17 protein-coding genes are annotated in these 22,488 nt (G+C 41.8%); 11 read left to right on the forward strand and 6 right to left on the reverse strand.

The window, feature by feature from the left end:
- Position 1 precedes the first annotated feature (1 nt).
- From DSM08_RS01370 to DSM08_RS01390, 5 genes are read right to left on the reverse strand one after another with little or no spacing between them, the layout of a single operon-like run.
- On the reverse strand, positions 2-1,555 hold the full coding sequence (locus DSM08_RS01370) for a PKD-like family lipoprotein (protein WP_149524461.1): 1,554 nt from the start codon (positions 1,553-1,555) through the stop codon (positions 2-4).
- 27 nt (positions 1,556-1,582) lie between these two features.
- Positions 1,583-2,455: a DUF4843 domain-containing protein gene (locus DSM08_RS01375; RefSeq protein ID WP_149524462.1), complete on the reverse strand. Its 873-nt coding sequence runs from the start codon at positions 2,453-2,455 to the stop codon at positions 1,583-1,585.
- 23 nt (positions 2,456-2,478) lie between these two features.
- Positions 2,479-3,948, reverse strand: a complete 1,470-nt coding sequence (locus tag DSM08_RS01380; protein WP_149524463.1) for a RagB/SusD family nutrient uptake outer membrane protein — start codon at positions 3,946-3,948, stop codon at positions 2,479-2,481.
- A gap of 21 nt (positions 3,949-3,969) precedes the next feature.
- On the reverse strand, positions 3,970-7,239 hold the full coding sequence (locus tag DSM08_RS01385; RefSeq protein WP_149524464.1) for a SusC/RagA family TonB-linked outer membrane protein: 3,270 nt from the start codon (positions 7,237-7,239) through the stop codon (positions 3,970-3,972).
- A 10-nt stretch (positions 7,240-7,249) separates the two neighbouring features.
- Positions 7,250-8,476 (reverse strand): FecR family protein, encoded by a 1,227-nt coding sequence (locus DSM08_RS01390; RefSeq protein ID WP_149524465.1) that lies wholly within the window; start codon positions 8,474-8,476, stop codon positions 7,250-7,252.
- Between the two features lie 983 nt (positions 8,477-9,459).
- Between DSM08_RS01390 and DSM08_RS01395 the strand changes: the two genes are divergently transcribed.
- The 9 genes from DSM08_RS01395 to DSM08_RS01435 all read left to right on the forward strand — a co-directional run bounded on the left by DSM08_RS01395 (position 9,460) and on the right by DSM08_RS01435 (position 19,546).
- Positions 9,460-10,161 (forward strand): DUF4198 domain-containing protein, encoded by a 702-nt coding sequence (locus DSM08_RS01395; RefSeq protein ID WP_149524466.1) that lies wholly within the window; start codon positions 9,460-9,462, stop codon positions 10,159-10,161.
- A 32-nt stretch (positions 10,162-10,193) separates the two neighbouring features.
- Positions 10,194-12,584: a TonB-dependent receptor gene (locus DSM08_RS01400; RefSeq protein ID WP_149524467.1), complete on the forward strand. Its 2,391-nt coding sequence runs from the start codon at positions 10,194-10,196 to the stop codon at positions 12,582-12,584.
- 24 nt (positions 12,585-12,608) lie between these two features.
- Positions 12,609-13,829 (forward strand): DUF4374 domain-containing protein, encoded by a 1,221-nt coding sequence (locus DSM08_RS01405; protein WP_149524468.1) that lies wholly within the window; start codon positions 12,609-12,611, stop codon positions 13,827-13,829.
- A 77-nt stretch (positions 13,830-13,906) separates the two neighbouring features.
- Positions 13,907-14,254 carry a hypothetical protein gene (locus DSM08_RS01410; RefSeq protein WP_149524469.1) on the forward strand — a complete coding sequence of 116 codons (348 nt, stop codon included), beginning with the start codon at positions 13,907-13,909 and terminating at the stop codon, positions 14,252-14,254.
- A 4-nt stretch (positions 14,255-14,258) separates the two neighbouring features.
- Entirely contained in the window at positions 14,259-14,534 is a 276-nt protein-coding gene (locus tag DSM08_RS01415) for a hypothetical protein (RefSeq protein ID WP_149524470.1), read from the forward strand.
- Between the two features lie 9 nt (positions 14,535-14,543).
- The gene (locus DSM08_RS01420) at positions 14,544-16,217 is read left to right on the forward strand and encodes a PepSY-associated TM helix domain-containing protein (protein ID WP_149524471.1); all 1,674 of its coding nucleotides are present in this window, start codon (positions 14,544-14,546) and stop codon (positions 16,215-16,217) included.
- A gap of 994 nt (positions 16,218-17,211) precedes the next feature.
- On the forward strand, positions 17,212-18,057 hold the full coding sequence (locus tag DSM08_RS01425; protein WP_149524472.1) for an SDR family oxidoreductase: 846 nt from the start codon (positions 17,212-17,214) through the stop codon (positions 18,055-18,057).
- A gap of 306 nt (positions 18,058-18,363) precedes the next feature.
- A complete protein-coding gene (locus DSM08_RS01430) occupies positions 18,364-18,621 on the forward strand; it encodes an Atu4866 domain-containing protein (protein ID WP_149524473.1) in 258 nt (85 codons plus the stop codon).
- 10 nt (positions 18,622-18,631) lie between these two features.
- Entirely contained in the window at positions 18,632-19,546 is a 915-nt protein-coding gene (locus DSM08_RS01435; protein WP_149524474.1) for a helix-turn-helix domain-containing protein, read from the forward strand.
- Between the two features lie 281 nt (positions 19,547-19,827).
- Here DSM08_RS01435 and DSM08_RS01440 read toward each other — a convergent pair whose 3' ends face one another.
- On the reverse strand, positions 19,828-20,415 hold the full coding sequence (locus DSM08_RS01440; protein ID WP_149524475.1) for an RNA polymerase sigma factor: 588 nt from the start codon (positions 20,413-20,415) through the stop codon (positions 19,828-19,830).
- A 58-nt stretch (positions 20,416-20,473) separates the two neighbouring features.
- Between DSM08_RS01440 and DSM08_RS19345 the strand changes: the two genes are divergently transcribed.
- Both DSM08_RS19345 and DSM08_RS01445 read left to right on the forward strand, forming a co-directional pair.
- Entirely contained in the window at positions 20,474-20,602 is a 129-nt protein-coding gene (locus tag DSM08_RS19345) for a hypothetical protein (RefSeq protein WP_262713912.1), read from the forward strand.
- Between the two features lie 1,632 nt (positions 20,603-22,234).
- On the forward strand, positions 22,235-22,441 hold the full coding sequence (locus tag DSM08_RS01445; RefSeq protein ID WP_149524476.1) for a hypothetical protein: 207 nt from the start codon (positions 22,235-22,237) through the stop codon (positions 22,439-22,441).
- The last annotated feature ends 47 nt before the right edge of the window (positions 22,442-22,488 follow it).

A 22,488-nucleotide genomic window follows, 5' to 3' on the forward strand; every position in this document is an offset into this window, starting at 1 on the left:
CTTAGTTGACCGCCCGCCATGCCATACTTTTAATTTTAATCAGATTAGACCATTTCGACCCTGCCACCGCTTGAAATTCGACCGTGTTCGGATTGGCCACAAGTTTAAACCGTTGTAAGGTTCCCTTGTCGGTAGCATTGTAGCTGGCCAAGTATAAATCATTCTCTAGGGGATGGATCTGTGTGTCAAAGCGGATCATCGTGACTTCGTTATTTTCGCTTAGGTTTAGTGCATAAAATCGCTCATTGCCGGGACTGTAATCGTAAGCGTATAACTTGCCCTCTACCACATACAAAACGAGGGTTCTATAGGAAGCAAAAGCGTAGCTGCTCGCTTTATCAAAATCTATGGCGATGGGCTTGATTTCATATAATCCATTTTGCGTAGGAACAGCACTGTTGGCATAGAACTTATAGATGAAATGTTTATTCTGCCCGTCACGCATGATGGCGAAAGAGTTGCCATTGGTTGCCCCACCATCTGAATTGAAAGAGTTTTCTCCGTAGACCAAGCTGCGCCCTACACTACTTTGATCCCATGAAAATAAGTTCCCTGTATTTTCAGCGATCCGGTTTGAGGTATAGGTCGAAAAAAAACTTGGGATACGCATAAAACGCTTATGCTGGGTATCGAACCAAATCATCGAAGAGGTCGAGCGCAAGGGATAAAACAAGTACGGTGCAGCAGGAAGTAGAACTCTAGGTTGGTCAGCATCGCGATTGAGTGGGTCGGCATACATATCCCCCCCACTTTCTAATATATTGCCGCCAAAGATATGCCCCTCTTTGGTGACCATCAATCTACCGAATGAATCGCCAGTGGAACCGCTAATGGAGTTGATTTGCGGCGCCAGCAGGACAGGGGTCATCTGATCCGAGGTGAGACCAAAGGAGTTGTAATTCAGCGATGCGAAGTTATTGTTTGCAGAACCCTTTAAGGTTGACAGGTCCAAATAGTAGGATCCCGAACTTGTAAAAGCCCATAGTCGATTTCGGGACGCTAGGGCGCCCCCGGAGTGCTGCACATGAATTGGTCCGGTTAGGCTCGGGAGTCCGTTACCAGCTAAAAGTTCTTTGATGACGACCGTGTCGCTGGACATAGCCAGCATGTTGATATCCGCGAGCTTCTGCTCATTTTCGCCAATCAGGAGCATCCCGCGTGATAACTTCGTCCCAATAGTCAATTTGCTCTTGGTAGTCCATCGTATTCCAGATTCAGGGTCATAAACATGGAGAAACAAGTTATAACCACCCGGTGCTTGACGCACTGGGAGGATGAGGTTTTTGCTCGTTCCTACCGTATCCGTATTGAATAAATCTCGGAAGAGCAACCAGGTATAGCGGTACTGTTCACTGTTTTCTTGGTAATGTTCACTGCTCAACTGTGGGCTAATCTGGAGCGTGTCGATTTGGGTGAGCACGTTATATTCGCTTTTTACGCCTTCGATCTTCAGGTCGTATTGCGTTGTATATTCATAGTTGCCTAGATCCTTCGCACAGGAAAACAGTACAAATAATAGGATCCAGTAACAGTGTTTATAATTGATGGTGGTCATCGTTAATTCATTAATGGTTTAGTAATTTTATTTCTTCCAAGGCGTACCGACAATGGATGTCCAAGGAACACCCGTGACATACATCAAACGTCCATCGTCTTCCAGGACTGGAGTTCCAGCGTTAAACTGCGCAATTAGATATTCGGCTGTTTGTCGAGCGATCAATAGCTGTCGAACAGTAGGCATGGTTTGGGTCGATTCAAAATCTGCGTAACTAAGTTGCATGAGCTCGCACATCAGCAGAATTTTTTTCTCCGTGTAGGCACCCCAGGTTAACGTTTCTTGGTTGACCGCAGATACCGAGCCTGACCAAACCGCAGGCTTGGGAAGGAAGTCTTGTATATACAGCGTATGCAGACTGGCGTTAAACTGCTGGATAATGGGTTCTTGGGTATTCGTATATCCGGGGATAGCTTGAAATTTAGGAAAAGATAACCCCAATTCCGAACCTTCTTTTAAACGGAGCCCAATGCTTTTTCGCGCTTTTTTAAGATCTACCGATTTAAAGAGCTTCACGAGCACTTCGGTGCTCGAGCTATGGGCAGGAATGATTGGCGTGGGATTCACTATTTGGAAATGCTGATCAACCAGGGCACTGGTAGAATCCGGATTAATTTCCACATGGAAGCTACGTTCGTAATCTTTTTGGGGCCCAGCAAGAGCTACGGTTATCCCGACAATCGTATCGTTTTTCGTTAGGCTGAAGAGGTTGATACTAGTGGTGGGATGGTAGGGCCATTGCTGCATATAGATAGCATTTTGGCCGCGGCGTACGGCGAAGTATACCCCTTCCTCCCCCTGGTAGCCCATCAGTTCCTTTTCACAAGAAACCAGCGAAACACTCGCGATTAGGCTGCTTACCAAGGCAAGGATGTACAAATATTTGCTATTATTTCTCATTTTGTGTGTCAATTTTATGGTCACTAGTTGTTTTTCGGTGAGCGCATACTGGTCTCACTATCGGGTAGTGGTACTTGGTAATTCGCCACGTCCATTGTTGTATTACTCGTCAAGTGGGTCTCACTCGGACGGGTTGTAAAAGCATGACGTTTGTAATAGTAAAATTGTTGTCCCTCACCAATAAATTCCCGGCGGTATTCTTCGTAAATCAATTGCTTCAGGGCTGCGGCTGTCGCTGGCTGAAGGGAAATCGCATTGCGGTTCAGGCGGAGCTTGTTGACAAAATTTGTTGCAGTTGCCAGATCAGACTCACATTCTGCGGCGATCAGGTACAGTTCGCTGATCCGCACCAAGGGCAACATGTAACGCGCGGGTAAATCAACGGCGTCTTGGAATTTTTGATTGACAAGCACCAAGTTGCCATTGTTATTGACCACTTCCCAAATCTTATAGCGATAATCGTTTTTATCCGAATACATGGCATCGACCCGTGTCATGACCGCATTACCTGTATTTGCGTATAGACGTGTTACTAAATCCAAATTGGCAGAAAACAGTGTGTTGTACAGGTGGGCCCGGTTTACCGTATACACCGCAAACATGACCTCTGAGGAGAACAGACGGTCGGGTAGAAGATTGTTGGTAGCGTCTGCTGCCTTGACGAAAGGAAAAATAGGTTTGGCCTCTTGCTGCACTGCCGCAATGGTTGCTTTGGCAATACTGCCGGCCTGCTCCAGATTACCCATCCACAAATGTACACGTGCCTGCAGTGCATCGATGGCGAAATAATTGAGGCGGTATTGCCGATAGTTCAGGCTATTGTCAAGCGTTTCTGCTGTTGGAATTCTTACGCCGTCAGTTTGAATCGGATCAACATTTTTTAACAGTTGCTTGGCCAGTTGAAAGTCAGCCAGAACTTTCTCACAAATAACTTGTGAAGAATATAACGGTTCTATCTCGAAATTCGGAAGGGTGTAATAGGGAATCGCTTCTTTTTGGGAATCCGATGCGTAAATCGGTCCAAACACGCGAAGCATATCGAAATGTAGAAAAGCCCGTAAGGCTAATGCCTCGCCTTTAACCAAACTGAAATAAGGCTCGGGTAAGTTAGAAGACGGCTCGTCTCCACATTTTTCGAGCAGAATATTGATATTCATAATGCTACTGAACGCTTTCTTCCAGGTAGCATCGAAGGCCGCTTTGCTCACCGCGTCGCTATGTTGGTAGGCCATAAACATACTGTAATTATGGTAAGTGCTGGCTTTCATATAGTATTGCCCCATGACGTCCAGTTCCCCGGCGGTCAAAAATCTGCCATATAGTTCAGGGTCAGAAATCGCAATGTAAATCCCGTTTAATGCTTTCAAAAAACCTTCTTTTTTTGTAAAGAGTTCGTTTTCCGAAATCCGGTCGGTCGGATGTACATCAATCCACTTGTTGCAGGAAGTCATCGTCAGACTCAGCAGGAGGATATAGATTAAGTGTTTTTTCATGGTTTGAAATATTGTAGGATCTTAAAAACCTAAAGTGAGTGAAAATGAAACGCTGTGGGCGAACGGGTTTTCAATGCCACGTTCGTTGCGGATAGTGGATAAATGGAACAGATCGTTAGCGTAAAAGCGTGCCATCACGTGCGCAAGTCCAACACGTCTAAGTAGGGCCCCCGAGTAGGTATCGTAGCCGAAGGAAAAGCTTTCCCCCACCAGCTCGTTTTTGTCCTGGACAAAACGCGAGGAAATTGGCGTGCTAATCGTCCGTGAAATTGCCTTAAATTTAGCTTCATCTCCAGGCGCTTTCCAACGATCGTACAAAGCCCGTTTATCCAGATTATTATATTGCTTTGCCTGACTGATATTTTCGACTTTATTGTAGAGGGTATTCATGAATTCCTGACCCCCATAACGATACCGTATGCTATAGTTGAAGGAGAAGGCCTTGTAATAGAAGGTCATCCCCAGGTTACCCGTTAAGGTAGGTTCGGAGTTACCCACGATTACTTCATCCTGATAACTGTGTTTATAGGTCTGTTCATTCTCTTTGGTGAGGAACATCTCATCCCCTGTCGTTGGGTTAATGCCTAATGAACGGACGGCCCAAAGATCGTTTGGACTTGCCCCATCGTAATATCGTGTTAAATTCAGGCTTTGATTTTGGTTGTTGTAGACGTCCATTTTGTTGCCCAAATCTCCGTAGGTCGTTGTCATATGAATGGCGCTCAGATTCGCAAGCCAGCGAAAATCTTTATGGTTTAGCAATTGTAGATTACTGATCAATGAGAAGCCTTTGCCTCTTTGGGAACCCATATTCTGGGGGTATTGGGTGACGCCTACAGAGGAAGGTAATCCAATATAAACCAATAAGGGGTCCGTTATTTTTTCAAAATATTCAGCGGTGATGCTTATCGCGTTAGCGAATCCTTTAAAGTCAAGGCCAAACGTTTTATTAATAGTTTTTTGCCAACGCAGGGCAGGGTTTGCAGCGCCTGAGGTGTACAAACTGGCCCCAAAAGGATTACGGTTTTCCTGATTGAAAATATAGATTCGGCTCGAAATATAATCATTGAAGTTTTGGTTTCCAGGGTTTCCCATTGAAGCACGTAAGCGTAGGGAATTGACCCATTCCCATTCATAAAAAGGCAAAAACGATTCTCGATGTAGGTTATATCCTAATCCTGCAGACCAAATGGTCGTAAACTGTTTCCCTGCTCCAAAAACCGAGGAGCCGTCCGAACGTACCGTTGCATCGAACAGATACTTTTGATCGTAGGCGTAGCTAAAGCTTAAAAATGCGCTGGCACTACGTCTGGTGGACTGCAAATACTGACTATTTCCACCGTCGGGATAACCGAAGGAAAACGCCGGATTAGCGTATTGATCATCAATGAATCCGACGGTACTGTAGGTACTGCTTCGATCGGTAGTTTCATCGAGGGTACCCCCGAGCACTGCATTTAGCGCATGCTTTTCCTGCAGTACGCGGAAGTATTTCAGCGTAGCTGTTGCATCGTACCGGAAATTGCGGCTATTGCTTTCTTGAAAAGAGCCTCTTTGATCGACATCCGTCTTCATGAATTCAGAATTGAAAGGTGATCGAAAGATCTCGGTTTGTCCGGTTGATTTTTGAAGGCCAAATCGCAGTTCAAAATTTAAATCTGGGCGTAATCTTCCGCGGAACTCGAAATTATTGATGAAGCTATTGACTTCGTTGGTGTTGATGTTGTGGTTGTTAAAATCGTATAATGGATTCAAAGCGATATAGCTGGCCACTTGGGTCAAACTATACCATCCTGGATCCACACCGCCTTGCTCATTGTACATCCGGCGGTAGGGGCTGGCATTGGCGAACTGTGAAAAGGGAACGGGTTGGGTGTTGGATTTGACGTAGTCGATGCTTAAGTTATTGGCAAAAGTATACCAGTCATTTTCGTAGATTAAGCGGATACTACCGCCACTGTTTTGACGGTCAGATCCCTTCATGACACCTTCTTTGGTGGAATGGCGGGCGGTCAGCGTATACAGGAGATGCTTATCACCCCCTGTGGCGCTGATGTTTTGGTCTAAGTTGAAACCTACGCGTAGTGGCTGGGCCAACCAATAGGATTCTACCCCGCTACGGATGTCTTGTAAATAGGCGAAGTAATTGATTTCTTCTTCGGGATTGGTATCCCCGTCTCCCGTAAAATTTCCGTAAACCAATGCCAGTTTTTCGTACTCAAGCTTCTCTTCGGCGTTCATTAAATTGTAATCCGATAAATCCGCCGTACTGACGCTGCTATTGGCATTGTAGCTGAATTTTAATTTTCCAGGTTTTGGTCTTTTGGACACCACAACGACCACGCCATTAGCAGCCTTGGAACCGTAGATCGCTGCGGCGGCCGCGTCTTTTAAGATCGTGATGGATTCCACGCGGTCCATACTGTAATCATTAATCACTGCTAAGCTGCTTTCGAATCCGTCCAAAATAAATAACGGTTGATTGGGGTTGACCCCATAGGCGTCGGTTAATCCTATCACACTGGTCTTGCCGTTTACCTCGATGTCGGGTAGGCGGTTCGGATCGGAGCCGTAAGCGTTGTTTTCTTTAATTTGAAAGGAAGGATCCAAGGTTTTTAAACTTTGGAGGATGTTTTGGTTACCAATCATTTTCAGTTCCTTTCCAGAGAAGGTGGTCGAAGAACCGGTAAAACTTTCTTTTTTTCGGTCGAATATACCGTTGATCACCACCTCATCGATGTTTTCCCCTTCTTCTTCGAGTTCCAAGAGGTAGTAGAATTTATTAAATTCAGTCAACTCAATGTTCTTGTAACCTAAATAACTAATGGTCAGTTTATTGAGGATGCTGTAAAATGGGATTATAAAATTACCTCCGGTATCGGTTTTGATTGAGTTCATCTCGTTCATTCGGATGGTTGCTCCGGCAATACTTTCTCTAGTAGACCGATTGATCACTTTTCCCCGAATACTATTCACTCTGTTGGGTAGTTCTTGCACCACGATGACGTTTTTATTAATCACATAGCGGTAACCACTGAGCTTGTTAAAATAGAAATTTAGGAAGCTTTGTAGATCCGTACGAACTGAGTGATCAAGGTCGATTTGGGTAGATACGTTTAAGTTGGTGCCGCTCAGAACAATGTCCATTCCGGTTTGTTTTTTGATTTGCTGGAAGGCTTCTTCCAAGCTCATGACATCTTTTCGAAGATTAATTTGTTGCGCATAGCCATAACTGCTGATGACCAACATCAAAAAGGTGAGGACATGTTTAAATTTGAAAATGTTATTCATTCGATTAAGGTTAATTTTTATTTGTTATTTGGATTTGGCTGTTTGTTCTGACAATCGACACTTGCGGGTCCATGGCTAAAATTGCTAAGAGTTCTTCCAGGGGTTTATCTCTGGAAAAGTCGATATGGAATCGAAGGTTTTCTAAGGATTTATCGTAAGCAATCTCGACGTTGTACCAGCGGCTTAATTCGCGGCAGAGTTCGTCAAGCCCCACATTTTTCAAGTAGAACGTACGGTTCCTCCAAGCCGTGGCGGAAGTTAGATCGGCCGGCCTGATAGCGACGCCATGATCTACCGTCAACTCTTGGTTAGGTTGGAGGACTAACAGATCTTTACCCAGGCCGCGAGCTTGGATTTTGCCTTGAATTAAAGTCGTTTTTATGGAGGGGTCGTTCGGATTTGCTTTGATGTTGAATTGTGTGCCCAACACCTCAATCTGGTGTTTCTTAAGCAATTTATTCCCGCTAACCGCTACAATAAAACGTCGGTTGGGAAGGTGGGCCACGTCAAAATAGGCTTCTCCTTGCAAGCTTACGCGTACCTCGGATCGCTCCATGGCAATCGGATAGCGTAGGGAAGACCCCGCGTTCAGCGTGATTTTCGTGCCGTCTGTCATTTGCACATCCAGGGTTTTTCCCGCAGGTACTTGAACCTGATGGTAGATGTTCGCACCAAGCGATGCGCCAGCTATTTTTTCGTATGTAATCGAATGCGCTTTTTGCGTGATTTCAACGCCGGCGTGCGAAAGCTGAAGCTCTTCCCTGTTTGAATCGGTGTTTAAGGTCTTTGCATTGTCTGGGCTCAAAGTCAATAGCACGTCCTCGTATTTTGAGTTGGATTTGGGGATTACGTGTATCGAGGCCTCATTGGCAACAGGTTGCCGCTGTGTGGGGAGGAGTTGCAAAGCCTGCTTCATTTCTGTTCGAAAAAGTAGCATCGGAATGGAAAGGAAAAGCAGGATGGCAGCAGCATACCGAAGAATGGAAACGATTTGCGGCTTGCTATGAAGCGGTTGAACAGGATGCAGCTTGTCCCATAAGATGTCGAAGCGATCCTGCGAGGCGGGTAGATTGGTCTTTTCTTGGAGAAATGCACGCTCTACGAGGCGGTCCACGCCGGGTCCCTTCCCATATTTTAAAAATAAGGTGAGGAGTTTTTGCTCATTAGGATCGATGGTGCCCGCTAGGCTTTTTTCGATAAGTTCTTCTAAATAGTTCTGGTCAAAATTTTGGCTCATGAATGTGTATAATGCTCGACCGACCGCTTTAGTATGTCGGCCTTTCTTGTATAGATGAAAAAAAAGGATCTTTGGGGGGGGGGCAGACTTATTTTTTTTCTAAAAAAAGATTAATAAGTGGCAAAATTAAACAAATTGGATAAATCGGTTGCGATACGTTTTAATAAATATTGCTGTCTTCGCTCACAAGGCGAGCTCGTTTAGGGTTTAGCGTGTAATGACCTTGTTACTCCGTGTAAGCTATTTTAGCGTTTGACCTAAGCTATGGAGTAGGGAGAAAATTGAAAATCACACTAGTTTTCTGTTTGAAAAAGGGTTATTGTGTAACCTAATAGCACCTCCCACCCACGCAACAAATAAATTTTATCATGCAATTGAAAGTTGATAAAATCAATATGCACTGCCCTGTCCATAGTTTTTTTTATCTAGCCAATAAAAATCTTTTTAAGATTCTATCATAAAATGACTTTTAGCGACAGCAGTCTGGAAGAATCATAAGAGAAAGGTGCATGTTTTTATGAGGAAATTTGCGAATAAAAATAATTTGAAAATTAAAATTATAATTTATATTTGCATTTGTTTATAATGAGTCTAAATAAAAACTGCAGGAATGTTTAACATGCTGTAAGCAGGAATCAGAAAAAAGACATGATTTATAAAACAAAAGAGCGCCATGCGCAAGACGGTAATCTTCGCATGACGCTATCCTAAATCAGCGGTAACTGATTTAAGAAATTCATACATAAAATTGTATGAAGACCCCTCTACAAGCAATTATGGAAGGGCATGCAAGATAAGAAAAATCAAACAATTTTACACTTGTTTGGGATTTTGTCGAAGCTGTCCTTTCCTATTTTTTAATGCGATTCTAGGGGATCGTATGGAAGGAAGTATCAGGAATAGCATAGTAACAAAAATGCTTTGAAAAGTGCACAGCCATTTTTTTGAGCCAAAATGACAGATCGACAAATTCTTATTAACACATGAAAACCTTAAAATTAATGATTACCCTCGTTGCCATTTTTACCTCTAAAATGGTGAGTGCGCATGCCTTGTGGATAGAAACAGCGGCCATAGGTGTGAAAAATAAAGCACAGGAAGTGAAAATATACTATGGCGAATACAGCCATAATCTGATCGAACCTGTAGAGAAATGGTACTCGGATGTGAAAGCTTTTAAACTTTTTTTGATTTCTCCGGATCAACAAAAAACTGAAGTCAAGACAACGCCCCATTCAAACTACTTCAGCGCCACCTTCAATCCTACACAGCTGGGAACTTATATCCTTACAATTGAACATCCCGCAAAAGAAGCCTACCAAACTACAGCTTTTGAATTCACTGCGCTCGCGAAAGTCCAGGTGGGGAAACAATCGGAAACTAAAGCAGCTTTACCATTAGCCATCCATCTAGAACCTAGGGACTACCAGGTCGGCGATATGATCCACGCAGAGGTTGAACGAAATGACTTAGCGTTGCCACAGGCAGAAGTGGAAGTGGTTATGCCGGATGGTTGGGTAAAATCCTTAAAGACCGATGAGAAGGGATCAATAAGCTTCAAAACGCCGGTGAAAGGCAAATACTTACTGGAAGTAACGGACACGGAGGACAAAAAAACGGATTGGTTCGGCAAATCAATTGAAAAGATTTACAGAGCGAACACTTCTGCTCTTTTTGTTAACTAACTCGCCTGGTCACTTTATCAAAAGATAAAAAAATGTATTTTTTTGTTTCAAAGCCGTTATTAAGTAAGGTTTATACGCATATCGATCAACAAGTTAATCGTCGAGGTGTGAAGCTTCTCACTCTGTTGTTGTGCACGCTCATCAGCAATCTCTCCCTTGCACAACAGAAGGTCAGCTTATCGGGAAAGGTAAAAGATAACCAGCATCAAGCAATCCCTGGTGTCACCGTTCGGCTGGATGGACAGTCCATGTGGACCGATGACCAGGGCAAGTTTAAGTTCATCAACATCAAGAATAAAAATCTTGAAATTACCGCACAAGCTGTCGGGTATCAGGCTTTTAAACAGAAGCTTGTACTGAAAGAGGGGAGCAATAGTTTTGACATCATTCTTGTCGAAAAAGATCAACGTATTGAAGAAATCGCTGTAACCGGTTTGACGAAGTCACAGATGACCAATCGAACGGCCTTCAACGTTACCTCCATAGATGCTACAAAATATTATAATAGCACCATCAATCTGGCGGATGCGCTCGATCAGGTACCTGGTGTCCGTGTTCGAGAGCAAGGTGGTTTGGGATCAAATATCAATTTAGCAATCAATGGTTTCTCAGGGAATCATATTCGATTCTTTATCGACGGCGTGCCCATGGATAATATGGGTTCCACGTTTCAAATGAACACGATTCCAATAAACTTAGCCGAAAATATAGAGGTATTCAAAGGAGTAGTTCCAATTTGGTTAGGTTCAGATGCGCTCGGCGGTGCCATTAATATTGTAACCAATAAATCCAACAGGAACTATATCGACGCTTCGTATTCGTATGGATCTTTTAATACACATAGAACGACTATCAATACCGCGCTAACTCATAGAAGCGGATTAACCCTTGAACTAAACGCCTTCCAAAATTACTCTGACAATAACTACAAAGTGTTTATAGAAAAGCATAACAATAGAAAAGATAACTACGCGCATGCTACAGAAGTGGCGCGTTTTCACGATCAGTTTCACAACGAATCCATTATTGCGAATGTTGGGGTAGTCAATAAATCATATGCTGACCGGCTACTATTTGGCATAACACTCGGTCAAAACTATAAGGAAATACAAACCGGAGCGAGGATGGAATCCGTATTTGGGGCCTGGCACCGAAGAGGTAATATTGTTATGCCGAGTTTGAAGTATAGCAAAAATAATCTAATCAACGGATTAGATGTCATGCTAAACGCAAATATTAATCTGGGTACAGAACAAACCATAGACACGGTTGCCAAGCGGTTTGATTGGTTTGGTGATACCCATGCGGATTTACCACCAAGCTCAGGCGAACGTTCCAGAACGATGTACAAATACAAAAATCGCGACGGTATTGTGACTGCGAATGTAAACTACAATTTGGGGAATAAGCATGTTTTTACCCTCAACAATGTTTTTAATACGTTCAATAGAAGTGGTTCAGACGAGATAAATCCCCAGAACAGTGCCTATGAATACGCGAAGCTATCTCAGAAGAACGTATTAGGCGTTGGTTATCAAATCAAGGAAGAGAGGCTTTGGAGTGCTCATATTTTCGGGAAATTCTTATCTCAAAGAAATAAAAACGGAAATACAAGTTCCGTTAACTCAAGTCGTTTCGGCTATGGAACGGCAGTATCCTATTTCTTAAATGCTGATTTACAACTAAAAGCAAGTTATGAGCTGACCAACAGAATGGCCACGCCCTATGAATTGTTTGGCGACGTGGAAAACCAGGATGCAAATACAAATCTGAAGCCCGAGAGTAGCAACAATTTCAACCTGGGTGTGCTGTATCAATTCGATATGAACCAGAACAACCAATTTGCATTAACTGCAGGCGCATTGTACAGAAATGCGAAAGATTTTATCTATCAACGGTTAAACCAAAATCAAAGTAAATACATGGCTGATAATCGAGATGGCGTACGAACCATAGGAGCCGATTTGGAGCTGCGATATTTCCATAAAAAGTGGTTGTCTGCGGCTACCAGCTGGACCTACCAATACCTGCAGAATATGCAGCAATATGAAGAGGGGTATACCGAAGTAAGTCCGGTCTATAAAGATCAGATGCCGAATATTCCCTATCTATTCGGAAACTTTGATTTGAACGTATATTTCCCAGAATTTACAGGATCGGGTCATAAGCTTAATGTGGGTTACAACCTACAGTATGTGCATGATTTTTACCTGTATTGGCCAAGTCGGGGAGCTACTAAAAACACCATTCCTCAACAATTGAGTCATGATCTAAGCCTCGTTTATAGTATGAGAAATGGTCGCTATAATATCGGTATGGAAGCTAGAAATATCACCAACGAGCGCCTGTACGACAATTTCAGTATGCAAAAACCAGGTCGAGCATTTTACCTGAATCTACGCTATTTTATCACTAAAAAATAATCTTTTAAATTAATAATATTCCTCATGAAAATCAAAAATTTACTAATCACAGCACTTACCTTGAGCACCTTGGCTGCTTGTACAAAGGACGATACAGAACCCGGCGAAAAGGGCAATTTTATTGTTGCTGTTACACCTGTGGCAGCCACTGGCGTTGCAGATTATTTGCTAACAGCCAGTAGCTTAGATACGGGGAAAGTGTCAACAGCAGGGAGAGGGGTCGAACAAGATGGAACTTATAGATACTATGTAACTCATAACAACAAGTTTTTCAGCATGTTGTATGGACAGGGAAATCCTGGTGCGATAACCGTGTATAATATCCTAGACAGTAATTTGAACAAGCTAGCAAACTCGGTGACGGAAACCGTACAAGCTTTTGCGCCGGTGAATGATGATATATTGATGATGAAGATTTCCAGAAGTATCACCAATCCGGTAACGTCCTGGTATCAATTTAATACAAATTCGCTGAACATCACCAGTCAGGGTAATATTAATACTGCAGAGCTAAATAATAACGGCGAGTTAGCGTTCTTCAGCTGGATCAAGCAGGTGGGGTCAAAGGTGTACGCACCTTACTTTTCTGTCAAAGCGTGTTGTGATGCCGCTTTCGGAACTGCCTTCCCTGATCAAGCTTGGATCGCTGTCTACGCATATCCAAGTATGACACTCGAAAAGATCATCAAAGACGACCGTACAAGCTTCATCGGTCGCTATTTTACAGATGGATTAGAGCTTGTGGAAAATGGAGACGTTTATGCTTTTTCCTCTTCCGTAGCGACCTCTATGGGGACCAATACGAGCATGAACAGTACAAAGCCCTCTGCAGTGACCCGAATTAATGCTGGAACTACCGAGTTTGACAAATCTTTTTATATCAACTTCGAAGAGATTTCGGGAGGCTTAAATATTACTAACTGGCTATACGTCGGAAATAATAAGTTCATTACTTTTTCAAACAGCAAAGAAGCCAAAGGCGCTTATTCGGTTGGAAATATAATCGGTGTGTTGGATGTTGCGTCAAAGACCTGGAAAGCAGTATCCGGCTTACCTAAAATAGCGGACATTAAGGGATTCACCAGTAATAACTATTCCGATAAGGCTGGTCGTTTCGGATATATCGGATTGAACCTAACGACAGGAATAGGTTATGTTTATAAAATTGATGCCTCCACAGCGGTCGCTACGCGAGGCTTAAGAATTGAGGGTGGGACTTTAACTGCTATAGAATATTTAAACTAGCTTATATAACCGCTTATGGTCTACCAAGGTAGACGACCGTGGAATGAGCCGGTAGACCATAATAACCCCAATCAACTATGTATACCCTTATTTTAGGAATGATTCTAGTCGCCGCTTTTATTTGGTTCAATACCAGTAAGAAGGTCAGGTTTCCTAAGCGAGCGATTTGGCTAGAGAAGGTTGTAGCAAAGCGAACGAAAGCCCAAGTAATAAGCGCAGTATTAGCGATCAGCAGCCTGTTGGCTACGGTCTATCTTCAAGGCTTGGGAGCGGGTATTTTCGCCTGGTTAATTTATGGTATGGGCTTTCTGAGTTTAATTGTGTTACTTTTTCCTTACCAGTATCTCACGTATAAACATGTGCTTATTCTCTTTGCTTTTTGCCTTGTGTTTGAATTAACGTTTACCTATATCTCTTCTCGATAAAGCCATGCCAGCAAATAAAAAATATCTAAGCAGCCCCTTTCAACGGTTTCTAAAAATTACCGCCGGTTTTATCGGAGGATATCTTGTCATGTTTAGTTTTCACTTGCTAATGACTCTTCTTTTTCAGAAGAAGAATGTCATTGTAACGGCGGGCATCACAGGTTATATACTGTGGGCAACTTTGCTATTATTAGCTTTTTTAGCGAAGAACGCCTGGAAAATATGGATTATTTATCTGCTATTGGCAACGCTTTTTTATTTGCCATTTTTACTCAAGTAAACACTAAATATGAATATTAGAAATTACAATATTTATTTTAATACGCATACCATTTCTGGGATTATCATTTGCGTCCTTTTGTATATTATCTTTTTCGCGGGCTCTTTTTCTTTCTTCAAAAAGGAAATCTCGGCATGGCAGAATAATCGCAGCTATCACAATCAGCAAGTTGACCCCAAGCAATATGCTGAATTTTTAGATTCCCTATCAAAGGGCTACAATTTGAAGGGCAGAGATATTATTTTTTATCTACAACAAAATGGGGCAAAAGGGTATGTCAGCTTTAGCGGATCAAAGGATACCATTGTCAACAAAGAGAATTTAGCGGAACTCGCGAAAACCTCGCAAGGAGCTAAGCCAGCAAATGGACGGCGTGGGCGTGGGGGCCAGGGTGACGGAAGATACATCACCCATGATTTCGTACACAACAAAACTGGCGATTATTCGACGAACTATGATATGGGGGAATTTCTATATCGCCTGCATTTCTTAGCACAATTAAATGAAGTACCTATTCGAATCGGCATTGCTCCATTTGGCTACCTGATCGCCGGTATAACTGCGTTCTTATTCTTATTTGCGCTAATCACTGGGTTACTATTGCATTGGGATAAAATAGTGTCTAATTTTTTTACCTTCCGCCCCTTTAATAGATGGAAAACGGTATGGACGGATATGCATACTGCCCTGGGTGTTATCGGTTTTCCTTACCAGTTTATGTTTGCCGTTACTGGTGTAGTATTGATCATAAACACCGTGTTAATCACGCCTTTTGCAAATCGGTTGTACGATGGTGATACGGAGAAATTGTATGAAGATTTAGAAACTACGCAAAATTTCCCTTTGACCTACGCTTATCAAGAATTGAACAAAAATTTTAGTTTGGAAGCTTACTTGAGGCAAGCTAAAGAGAAGTGGCCGCAGAGCACATTTAAACGGATCACCATCAAGAACTATGGGGACTGGAATATGTATGTTGTCGTCGAAGTCGAACCTCATTTTAATAGGAGTTTCGCTGGAGCTGGGGTCCTAGCGGTCCAAGTTGTAAATGATACGATATTGGCAGAGAAATCGCCTTATACCGATGTTTCTTATGTTGATCGCGTACGCAGTATAATCTATCGCTTGCACCTGGCTGACTTTGGCGGATATCCCGTTAAAGTTATTTACTTCGTATTAGGGGCAATGGGCTGTCTAGTTATTATTTCTGGTATTTTGATCTGGTTGGTAGCTCGCGATAAAAATAATGTCATTCCAATTAAAAGAAAGTTTAACTTTTGGACAGCAAATGTGTTTTTGGCGATATGTTTAAGCATGCTGCCTGTAACTGCTATATCGTTTATTGCCATAAAATTGACCTCTACCGTTACGCAGGAGTTTATTTACGCTTTTTATTTCCGGGTCTGGTTAATATGCACGGCTTACTATATTATTCGTAGAAACTTAAATCGCACGAATCGCGAAACCCTGTTTTTGGGAGCTATAACTTCATCGCTTGTGCCGATCGTCAATGGTATAAAAACCGGCAGCTGGCTTTGGAATAATTTTATCAACGGTAAAATGGATTTGTTTATTATTGATTTTCTATGGTTAGTATTAGGCGTTCTATCTTCGGTGGCATTTATGAAAGTAAGATCTTTTAATTTAGGTTTAGGCAAATCGGTTGGTGCTCAGATAAAATAAGTGATGTTTTATCATAATTGGTTAAGTTGTCGCATTTCCGAGAATAATTTAAAAGGGACTCTAAAAAAGTAAAGTCAAAGCCTCTACGTTGGAATACTGATAACTCCTCGTTTAGCGTTACGTTGAAAATTCAGCATGGACGGGGCCATCCAATTTTTTTGATAGCCTCATTGTTGTTGACTTTTCCCTACCTTACCTAAATGTTTCGCTCCAGTCTTTCGAATGGTGCGGCATCAATGTCTCTTGCTGCGGCCTTTTCCGTTATGCAAGCTCGTAGAATAAAATCATCCATGTCTTATACTACAGGGCTTCCCAGTAGGTATCAATTATTATCTCCCATAAAGTCAGCTAAGGTCAGCCTAGGATAAAGTTTTTCATGAGGTGAAATCTATAGAGCTCCCCGATGTGCATCCTAGGCACTTTACGCAATTATCGGTTTTTTTGTTTGGGTTCATCTTGCTGCTATGTGGTATCTTATTGTCTATATATTGATGCATCTGGAAAGGTTTTATACTTAGGGAAGTAGCAGCTTTCCTGAGAATCGTCTACGAGTATGACAAGGCTTTTTATTAGGATATTGGACACGTTCTACTAGAGTTCTGATGATGCAGGAGCACTCCTTTTCAAGCATTGTCCAGACCTACAGCGTCGTATGCTGAATGTATGTCAGTTCGGGTAACTAGGTTGCACAATCATACGGCGAATATACTCGGATTAAATGCCCTGATCACCGCCGCCCGCTACTGGAAACATAAAAGATTCCAGGCTTTGTAGACCGGACCTGAGATTATCGATCGCTATTTATCGATCATGGAAACTGTTGAGAATATACCTCTCAACTTTTTCACAAGCGGCGCCAAAATTTCGTAAATGGTTGAAACTGCGATACGAAGGAATAATGTCGTAACCACGATCTGCCTACATTATAGAGTGATTTAGCTACTTTTTATTATACGAAATATATAATCTTTGCATAACATTTAAAATTAAGTCAATGGATACAAAAAAAGTATGGTTTGTTACTGGAGCATCTAAGGGATTAGGCCTTACACTGGTAAAAAAACTATTAGCAAACGGATATCGGGTTGCCGCAACCTCAAGAAACCTTAAATCTTTAGAAGAGCAAGTAGGTCCCTCGTCGTTCCAATTTCTACCGATTACCATGGACCTTACCAATAATGAAAATGTCAAGGCCGCGATTCAACGTTGCGTGGAGTATTTTGGGAAAATTGATGTTGTAGTCAATAATGCGGGGTTTGGATTGATCGGTACGCTGGAAGAACTTAGTGATTTAGAGGTCCGCGAGAATTTCGAAGTGAATGTATTTGGATCGCTTAATGTAATCAGAAATGCCGCTCCTTACTTACGTAAACAACGCTTTGGCCATATTTTTAACATAGCTTCTATCGGAGGTTATTCTGGCGGATTCGCTGGGTTTGGCATTTATTGTTCTACTAAATTTGCTGTTGCTGGATTTACTGAAGGTCTAGCAGAAGAAATGAAAGAGTTTGGAGTAAATGTTTCGGTCATTTATCCAGGATATTTCAGAACAACGTTTCTTTCCAGCGGATCGGTGAAGACCGCTACCGAACCTATTTTAGCATATAAAAGTGCCAGGGAATCGGAACAGGCGCACCTCAGCGATATCGATGGCAATCAGCCTAATGATCCTGAACGTGCAGCAGAGATATTAATAGAAGTGAGTGAATTATCAAAACCGCCCGTACACCTTTTCTTGGGAAAAGATGCTTATGCCGTCGCTGAGCAGAAGAACAAACTTATTCAACAGACAATGGCGCAATACGAGATTATGGCCACATCGACAGATCTAATCACATAAAGATCTTAGGCATTGTAAATACAAGATCAATTGACTATCCTTACAGCCGAAACAGCTCCGGGATGGTTCTAAGGATGGCTCAAAAAATTGACTTAGGTTGAAAAAATATGGTTCGGAGCCGTTATGCCCGCTCCGAATCTTCGTAAGAGCTATTTACGACAAGATGCGATCGCAAGTGATATTACCGTTACTGATATGTCTAACCAACAGATTCAGCCAAGTCAATAGTCTCGAATAGATCTTCATATATGAGATCAAGAAGGAATTAACGTTGAAAAAAAATATTAAAAAATCAAAAAAGCAGTGATGAATAACAGTATGGAAGAAAATCTCGAATATATAGGTTTGTGGGTTACTAAAGACGGTTACATTCGGCATGAACTCTTATCCAATTACCGGTATGACGAGGCAAGAGGCAATAAGAATCATGCTTACCAAGGAAGTTATAAGATAAGAGGGAACTATATTGACTATAAAGATGATACAGGGTTTACCGCGGATGGGGAATTTAGAGATGGTGTTCTGTACCATGCTGGCATGATTTTGTACAAACAGGTCAAATAAATCCACGCCAATGAAAAGAACTTATCGTTTTAATTCAATAGCAGAATTTCATGATTTCTGTAATCTGCGAAAACCAGACCATCCCCTGATTAGCTTGATAGACTATAGCCAGGTTTCCTATCCCACCGAGGAAAATGAACTGAAATGGATTCAGAATTTTTATTCTATTGGTCTAAAACGGGATGTTAACGCAAAATTCAATTATGGACAACAAGAGTATGACTTTAATTCTGGTGTGCTAACGTTTGTTTCACCACTACAGTTCCTCAGGCTGGAGGTCAATCCCAAAGTGATGGTAGAGCCCTCGGGATGGTTATTGCTCATTCATCCAGATTTTATTTGGAACACTCCCTTAGTGAAAAAAATAAAGAACTATGACTTTTTTAAATACGCCGTAAACGAAGCTCTTTTCTTGTCCGATAAGGAAGAAAAAGTAATTATAGAAGTCCTTCATAATATCGAAAAAGAATATCAATCCAACATCGACAAGTTCAGCCAGGAAATCATCATTTCACAATTAGAGTTGCTATTCATCTATTCTGAGCGATTTTATGAACGTCAGTTCGTTACTAGAAGAAAATCAAATTATGAGTTGTTGGAAAGGTTTGAGAAAGTACTTTTAGAGCACTTCAAAAATAGCCGCTCATTGCGCAGTGGCACACCCACCGTGGCAGCAATTGCAGAGGAAATGAATATATCTCCTAATTATCTAGGAACGTTATTACGCTTACATACAGCGCAAACAACGCAACAACATATTCAAAATAAATTGATTGATTTCGCAAAAGAAAAATTGACTACCACCCAATTATCGGTAAGCGAAATTGCATATGAGCTTGGATTTGAACATCCACAGTCGTTTAACAAACTGTTTAAACAAAAAACGAAATTAACGCCATTGGCATTCCGAAAACTACATGATTAATGGAGCCTCTTAAATCGATAGATAGATAACCATCGAATTCAGAAGCAAGAGTAACACATTAGAAATAGATAAAGGATTACGTTTATTAGCGTCGTTCGTGGACGGGATTGCGACATAGACGGTTAAAGCGAAGCAAATTGCCTATCGACATCTTTCCCATAGATGTGAAATAATAATTTTCAAGGTAATCATAGGTGAGCAAATGCTATAAACGCCATGACAAAAGCACTGTTGATCATGTTTTCAGTTCGTGAACACTGATCGTCTTTAAGCAGGTTAGGTTATAGTAACCTCTTTAATAAGAAAAGAAGAATCACTGCTAACGGAATGTCATTTAAATATTTAATCAGGTAATTTCTAACCTTCTCGTTAGCTTGTTCATAGTTGTACTTGACGGTTTCAGGAGACACTTGGAGCATGACGGCGACCTGTTTTCGGGATAGGCCTTCATTTTTGATGAATTGATAGGTCAATCGCTGCTTTTCCGGTAACGCCGCTATTGCCTTTTCAAAATGATTTTCCAACTCTTTGTATTCAGCACTGTCGCGGGAAAGTTGACCGTCTCGTAAATCATGTACATAGGCGTCTAAGGTTTCCGTCGGAATCACACGTTGGCGAAGTTGACTAAGAAAAACATTTTTAGCGATTCGATATGCCCATGCATCAAAATTCATCACCTCGGTGAGCTTTTCTCTATTTTTCCATATCAAAATAAAAGTTTCTTGAAGGACTTCTTCGGCGACGTATTCGTCATTTGACAAACGAAAGGCAGTATAGTAAATGTTATCTTTATAGGCACGGTACAGCGCCCTAAAAGCGACTTCACTTCCTTTGGCTACTTCCCTAAGAATGTGCTTAGTATCAGACATCAAGATTTATGTATTAGGTATAGGGATACAAAAGTAAAAAATTAAATAATTAAATCTAATGTTTAGCGATAATGACCTCAGAGCGGCGATCGATGCCGAGCTTAATCCAATTTCTTCGAGGTGGATATTATCCCGTGGCGGAGTAGACGCTTCGGTTCAAGCGGAGGTAGCGTGGCACGCAGGCTAGAATTTCCTCAGTGATCTTTTTAAGCCAGCATACAGATATTATTTTTCAACTGTTTTCACTAATGGAGTACTCCCGTTTGAAAAGAGCTATCGAAGCTTAGAAAGAACATACCTTTTATATTTTGGTGCAATAGTGATGGGCTATTACCGCTTATAATCGGAATTATTTGCTTCCTCCTCCAGCGAAGTTTCATCGCTCGGTGATAACTTAAGGCAAAGAAAGGCCAACAAAACCTCCTTAGGTGCGGGGTTCGACGCGCTAAGGTTTTCACCCCCGTTAAGGGATTGAACAAGGCAATTGGATGACATCCTGCTGCGCAAAAATAATTAATGAAGGCATCTGCGCGGGATGTGGGGGATCTTAGTTTAGACTAACCTAGTGATTGTTCGAGTAGACACCAAACGGATAAAAATGTGATCAGGGCCACTAACAATGTAGCCAAGATAGCTCTGATCCTAGATAAAGTAGCGGATTTAAGTTTCATGATGATCTAGAATTCTGTCGAAAAGACGATTAAGCAATTCATTATTTATTGTAACAACTTCCATGCCTGTTTCATTAATTAGACTAGGAGCGAAACGATCCCAATGTATATGTCGAAAAACAATGATTGGGGGTTTCAATACCCGCCACGGGATGCACTAACTCCAATGTTGAAGTTCTAAAAAGCTGTACTGTTGATCTTACACGTATCTTTGTATTTGGCATGTGCCTTACTATACGCTTGTTTGTACTCCGCCCAATTGGTGGGTTTCCTTAAAGAAATGTCATGTAGATTCACTAGGCATTTCGACTTAATTGATTTCATGACGTTTTTAAGGGCCCACTAGCTATTATTTATGCTAATTGCTGGCATGGCACTAAGTTGCTGCCAGATTCGGAAGGAAGTCCGCTAAAGCCGAATAGGGATCCCGATGAATACTATTTATTGATGGAAGTTCCTGACCGGGAGTCTCCGATGATTCCGCGGTTGTCTCCTGACACTGGAATTCGTATCTGATCGCCCCTTATAGTTGCCTTTGACTGCAGATTTCTTTAGTCGTTTCAGAGATATCCTGCTTCTGGATTTGATAATGGAACTCCGTGGGCGCCAGATTTCCTAACCACAGTCGTCCAGTGGCCTCTGCTTTTTTATTCTGTGATGCTTTGGAGAATTCACCCTCACTTCAAGCCCGAGAAGTATTTACTGAACGCATCCTAAGCTTGCCGTAGGGGAATCGGTTTTTTGAATTTTTGGTCAACCGGAGCAGGGTTAAGTCATTAAGCCAACATTCGAACAGCAGATATAATCCCTCCCAATGGATGTACTAACAGGTCAGTATGTTATTGCAGGTTGAAAGCATGAAATCATATGATGATTTCCAAAAGATAGACTCGGAATTTATAAGCATACTTCGTGCTTGAAGAATAGCATGAGCGTACTTCCGCTAAGGAAGCGGAAAGGATAGCGACAGAGCTTGGTTGCCCAGCCTTAAATTTTGCAGTCCGGATTTTTGATAAGGAAAGTTTGTTCGGATAATTTTAAAGGAAAGCTGATCGTTGTGGAGTTACGGGCTGCTTAATTTAGAATTCAAGGGCTTTAACATAAAAATTGAAGCCCACCTTGATGATGCTGCGCCTAAAGAGAAGTATATGTACGATGAATTAAATTCCTCTTTCTACATATCTGATCGCTATGTCGATTTAAAGAAAAGAATTTCTGTAACTTATAATGGCAAACAGGTATTTAATAAGAAATTAAAATTGTCTGAGGCTGCTTTGGTTGAAAGTACAGCGCTCTTTGCAGATCCAGGAAGGATATTTCCTGCAAAAATTGAAATTAATAGTAACCATAAATAATTCTAAATTCTCGTGTAGCACTCTCTAAAAGAGCTACACGAGAAATT

The organism is Sphingobacterium hotanense (assembly GCF_008274825.1).
Lineage (GTDB): Bacteria > Bacteroidota > Bacteroidia > Sphingobacteriales > Sphingobacteriaceae > Sphingobacterium > Sphingobacterium hotanense.

Coding starts and splice junctions, on each gene's coding strand:
- DSM08_RS01370 (WP_149524461.1), bottom strand. CDS start 1,555: ATGACCACCATCAATTATAAACACTGTTACTGGATCCTATTATTTGTA.
- DSM08_RS01375 (WP_149524462.1), bottom strand. CDS start 2,455: ATGAGAAATAATAGCAAATATTTGTACATCCTTGCCTTGGTAAGCAGC.
- DSM08_RS01380 (WP_149524463.1), bottom strand. CDS start 3,948: ATGAAAAAACACTTAATCTATATCCTCCTGCTGAGTCTGACGATGACT.
- DSM08_RS01385 (WP_149524464.1), bottom strand. CDS start 7,239: ATGAATAACATTTTCAAATTTAAACATGTCCTCACCTTTTTGATGTTG.
- DSM08_RS01390 (WP_149524465.1), bottom strand. CDS start 8,476: ATGAGCCAAAATTTTGACCAGAACTATTTAGAAGAACTTATCGAAAAA.
- DSM08_RS01395 (WP_149524466.1), top strand. CDS start 9,460: ATGAAAACCTTAAAATTAATGATTACCCTCGTTGCCATTTTTACCTCT.
- DSM08_RS01400 (WP_149524467.1), top strand. CDS start 10,194: ATGTATTTTTTTGTTTCAAAGCCGTTATTAAGTAAGGTTTATACGCAT.
- DSM08_RS01405 (WP_149524468.1), top strand. CDS start 12,609: ATGAAAATCAAAAATTTACTAATCACAGCACTTACCTTGAGCACCTTG.
- DSM08_RS01410 (WP_149524469.1), top strand. CDS start 13,907: ATGTATACCCTTATTTTAGGAATGATTCTAGTCGCCGCTTTTATTTGG.
- DSM08_RS01415 (WP_149524470.1), top strand. CDS start 14,259: ATGCCAGCAAATAAAAAATATCTAAGCAGCCCCTTTCAACGGTTTCTA.
- DSM08_RS01420 (WP_149524471.1), top strand. CDS start 14,544: ATGAATATTAGAAATTACAATATTTATTTTAATACGCATACCATTTCT.
- DSM08_RS01425 (WP_149524472.1), top strand. CDS start 17,212: ATGGATACAAAAAAAGTATGGTTTGTTACTGGAGCATCTAAGGGATTA.
- DSM08_RS01430 (WP_149524473.1), top strand. CDS start 18,364: ATGAATAACAGTATGGAAGAAAATCTCGAATATATAGGTTTGTGGGTT.
- DSM08_RS01435 (WP_149524474.1), top strand. CDS start 18,632: ATGAAAAGAACTTATCGTTTTAATTCAATAGCAGAATTTCATGATTTC.
- DSM08_RS01440 (WP_149524475.1), bottom strand. CDS start 20,415: ATGTCTGATACTAAGCACATTCTTAGGGAAGTAGCCAAAGGAAGTGAA.
- DSM08_RS19345 (WP_262713912.1), top strand. CDS start 20,474: ATGTTTAGCGATAATGACCTCAGAGCGGCGATCGATGCCGAGCTTAAT.
- DSM08_RS01445 (WP_149524476.1), top strand. CDS start 22,235: ATGTACGATGAATTAAATTCCTCTTTCTACATATCTGATCGCTATGTC.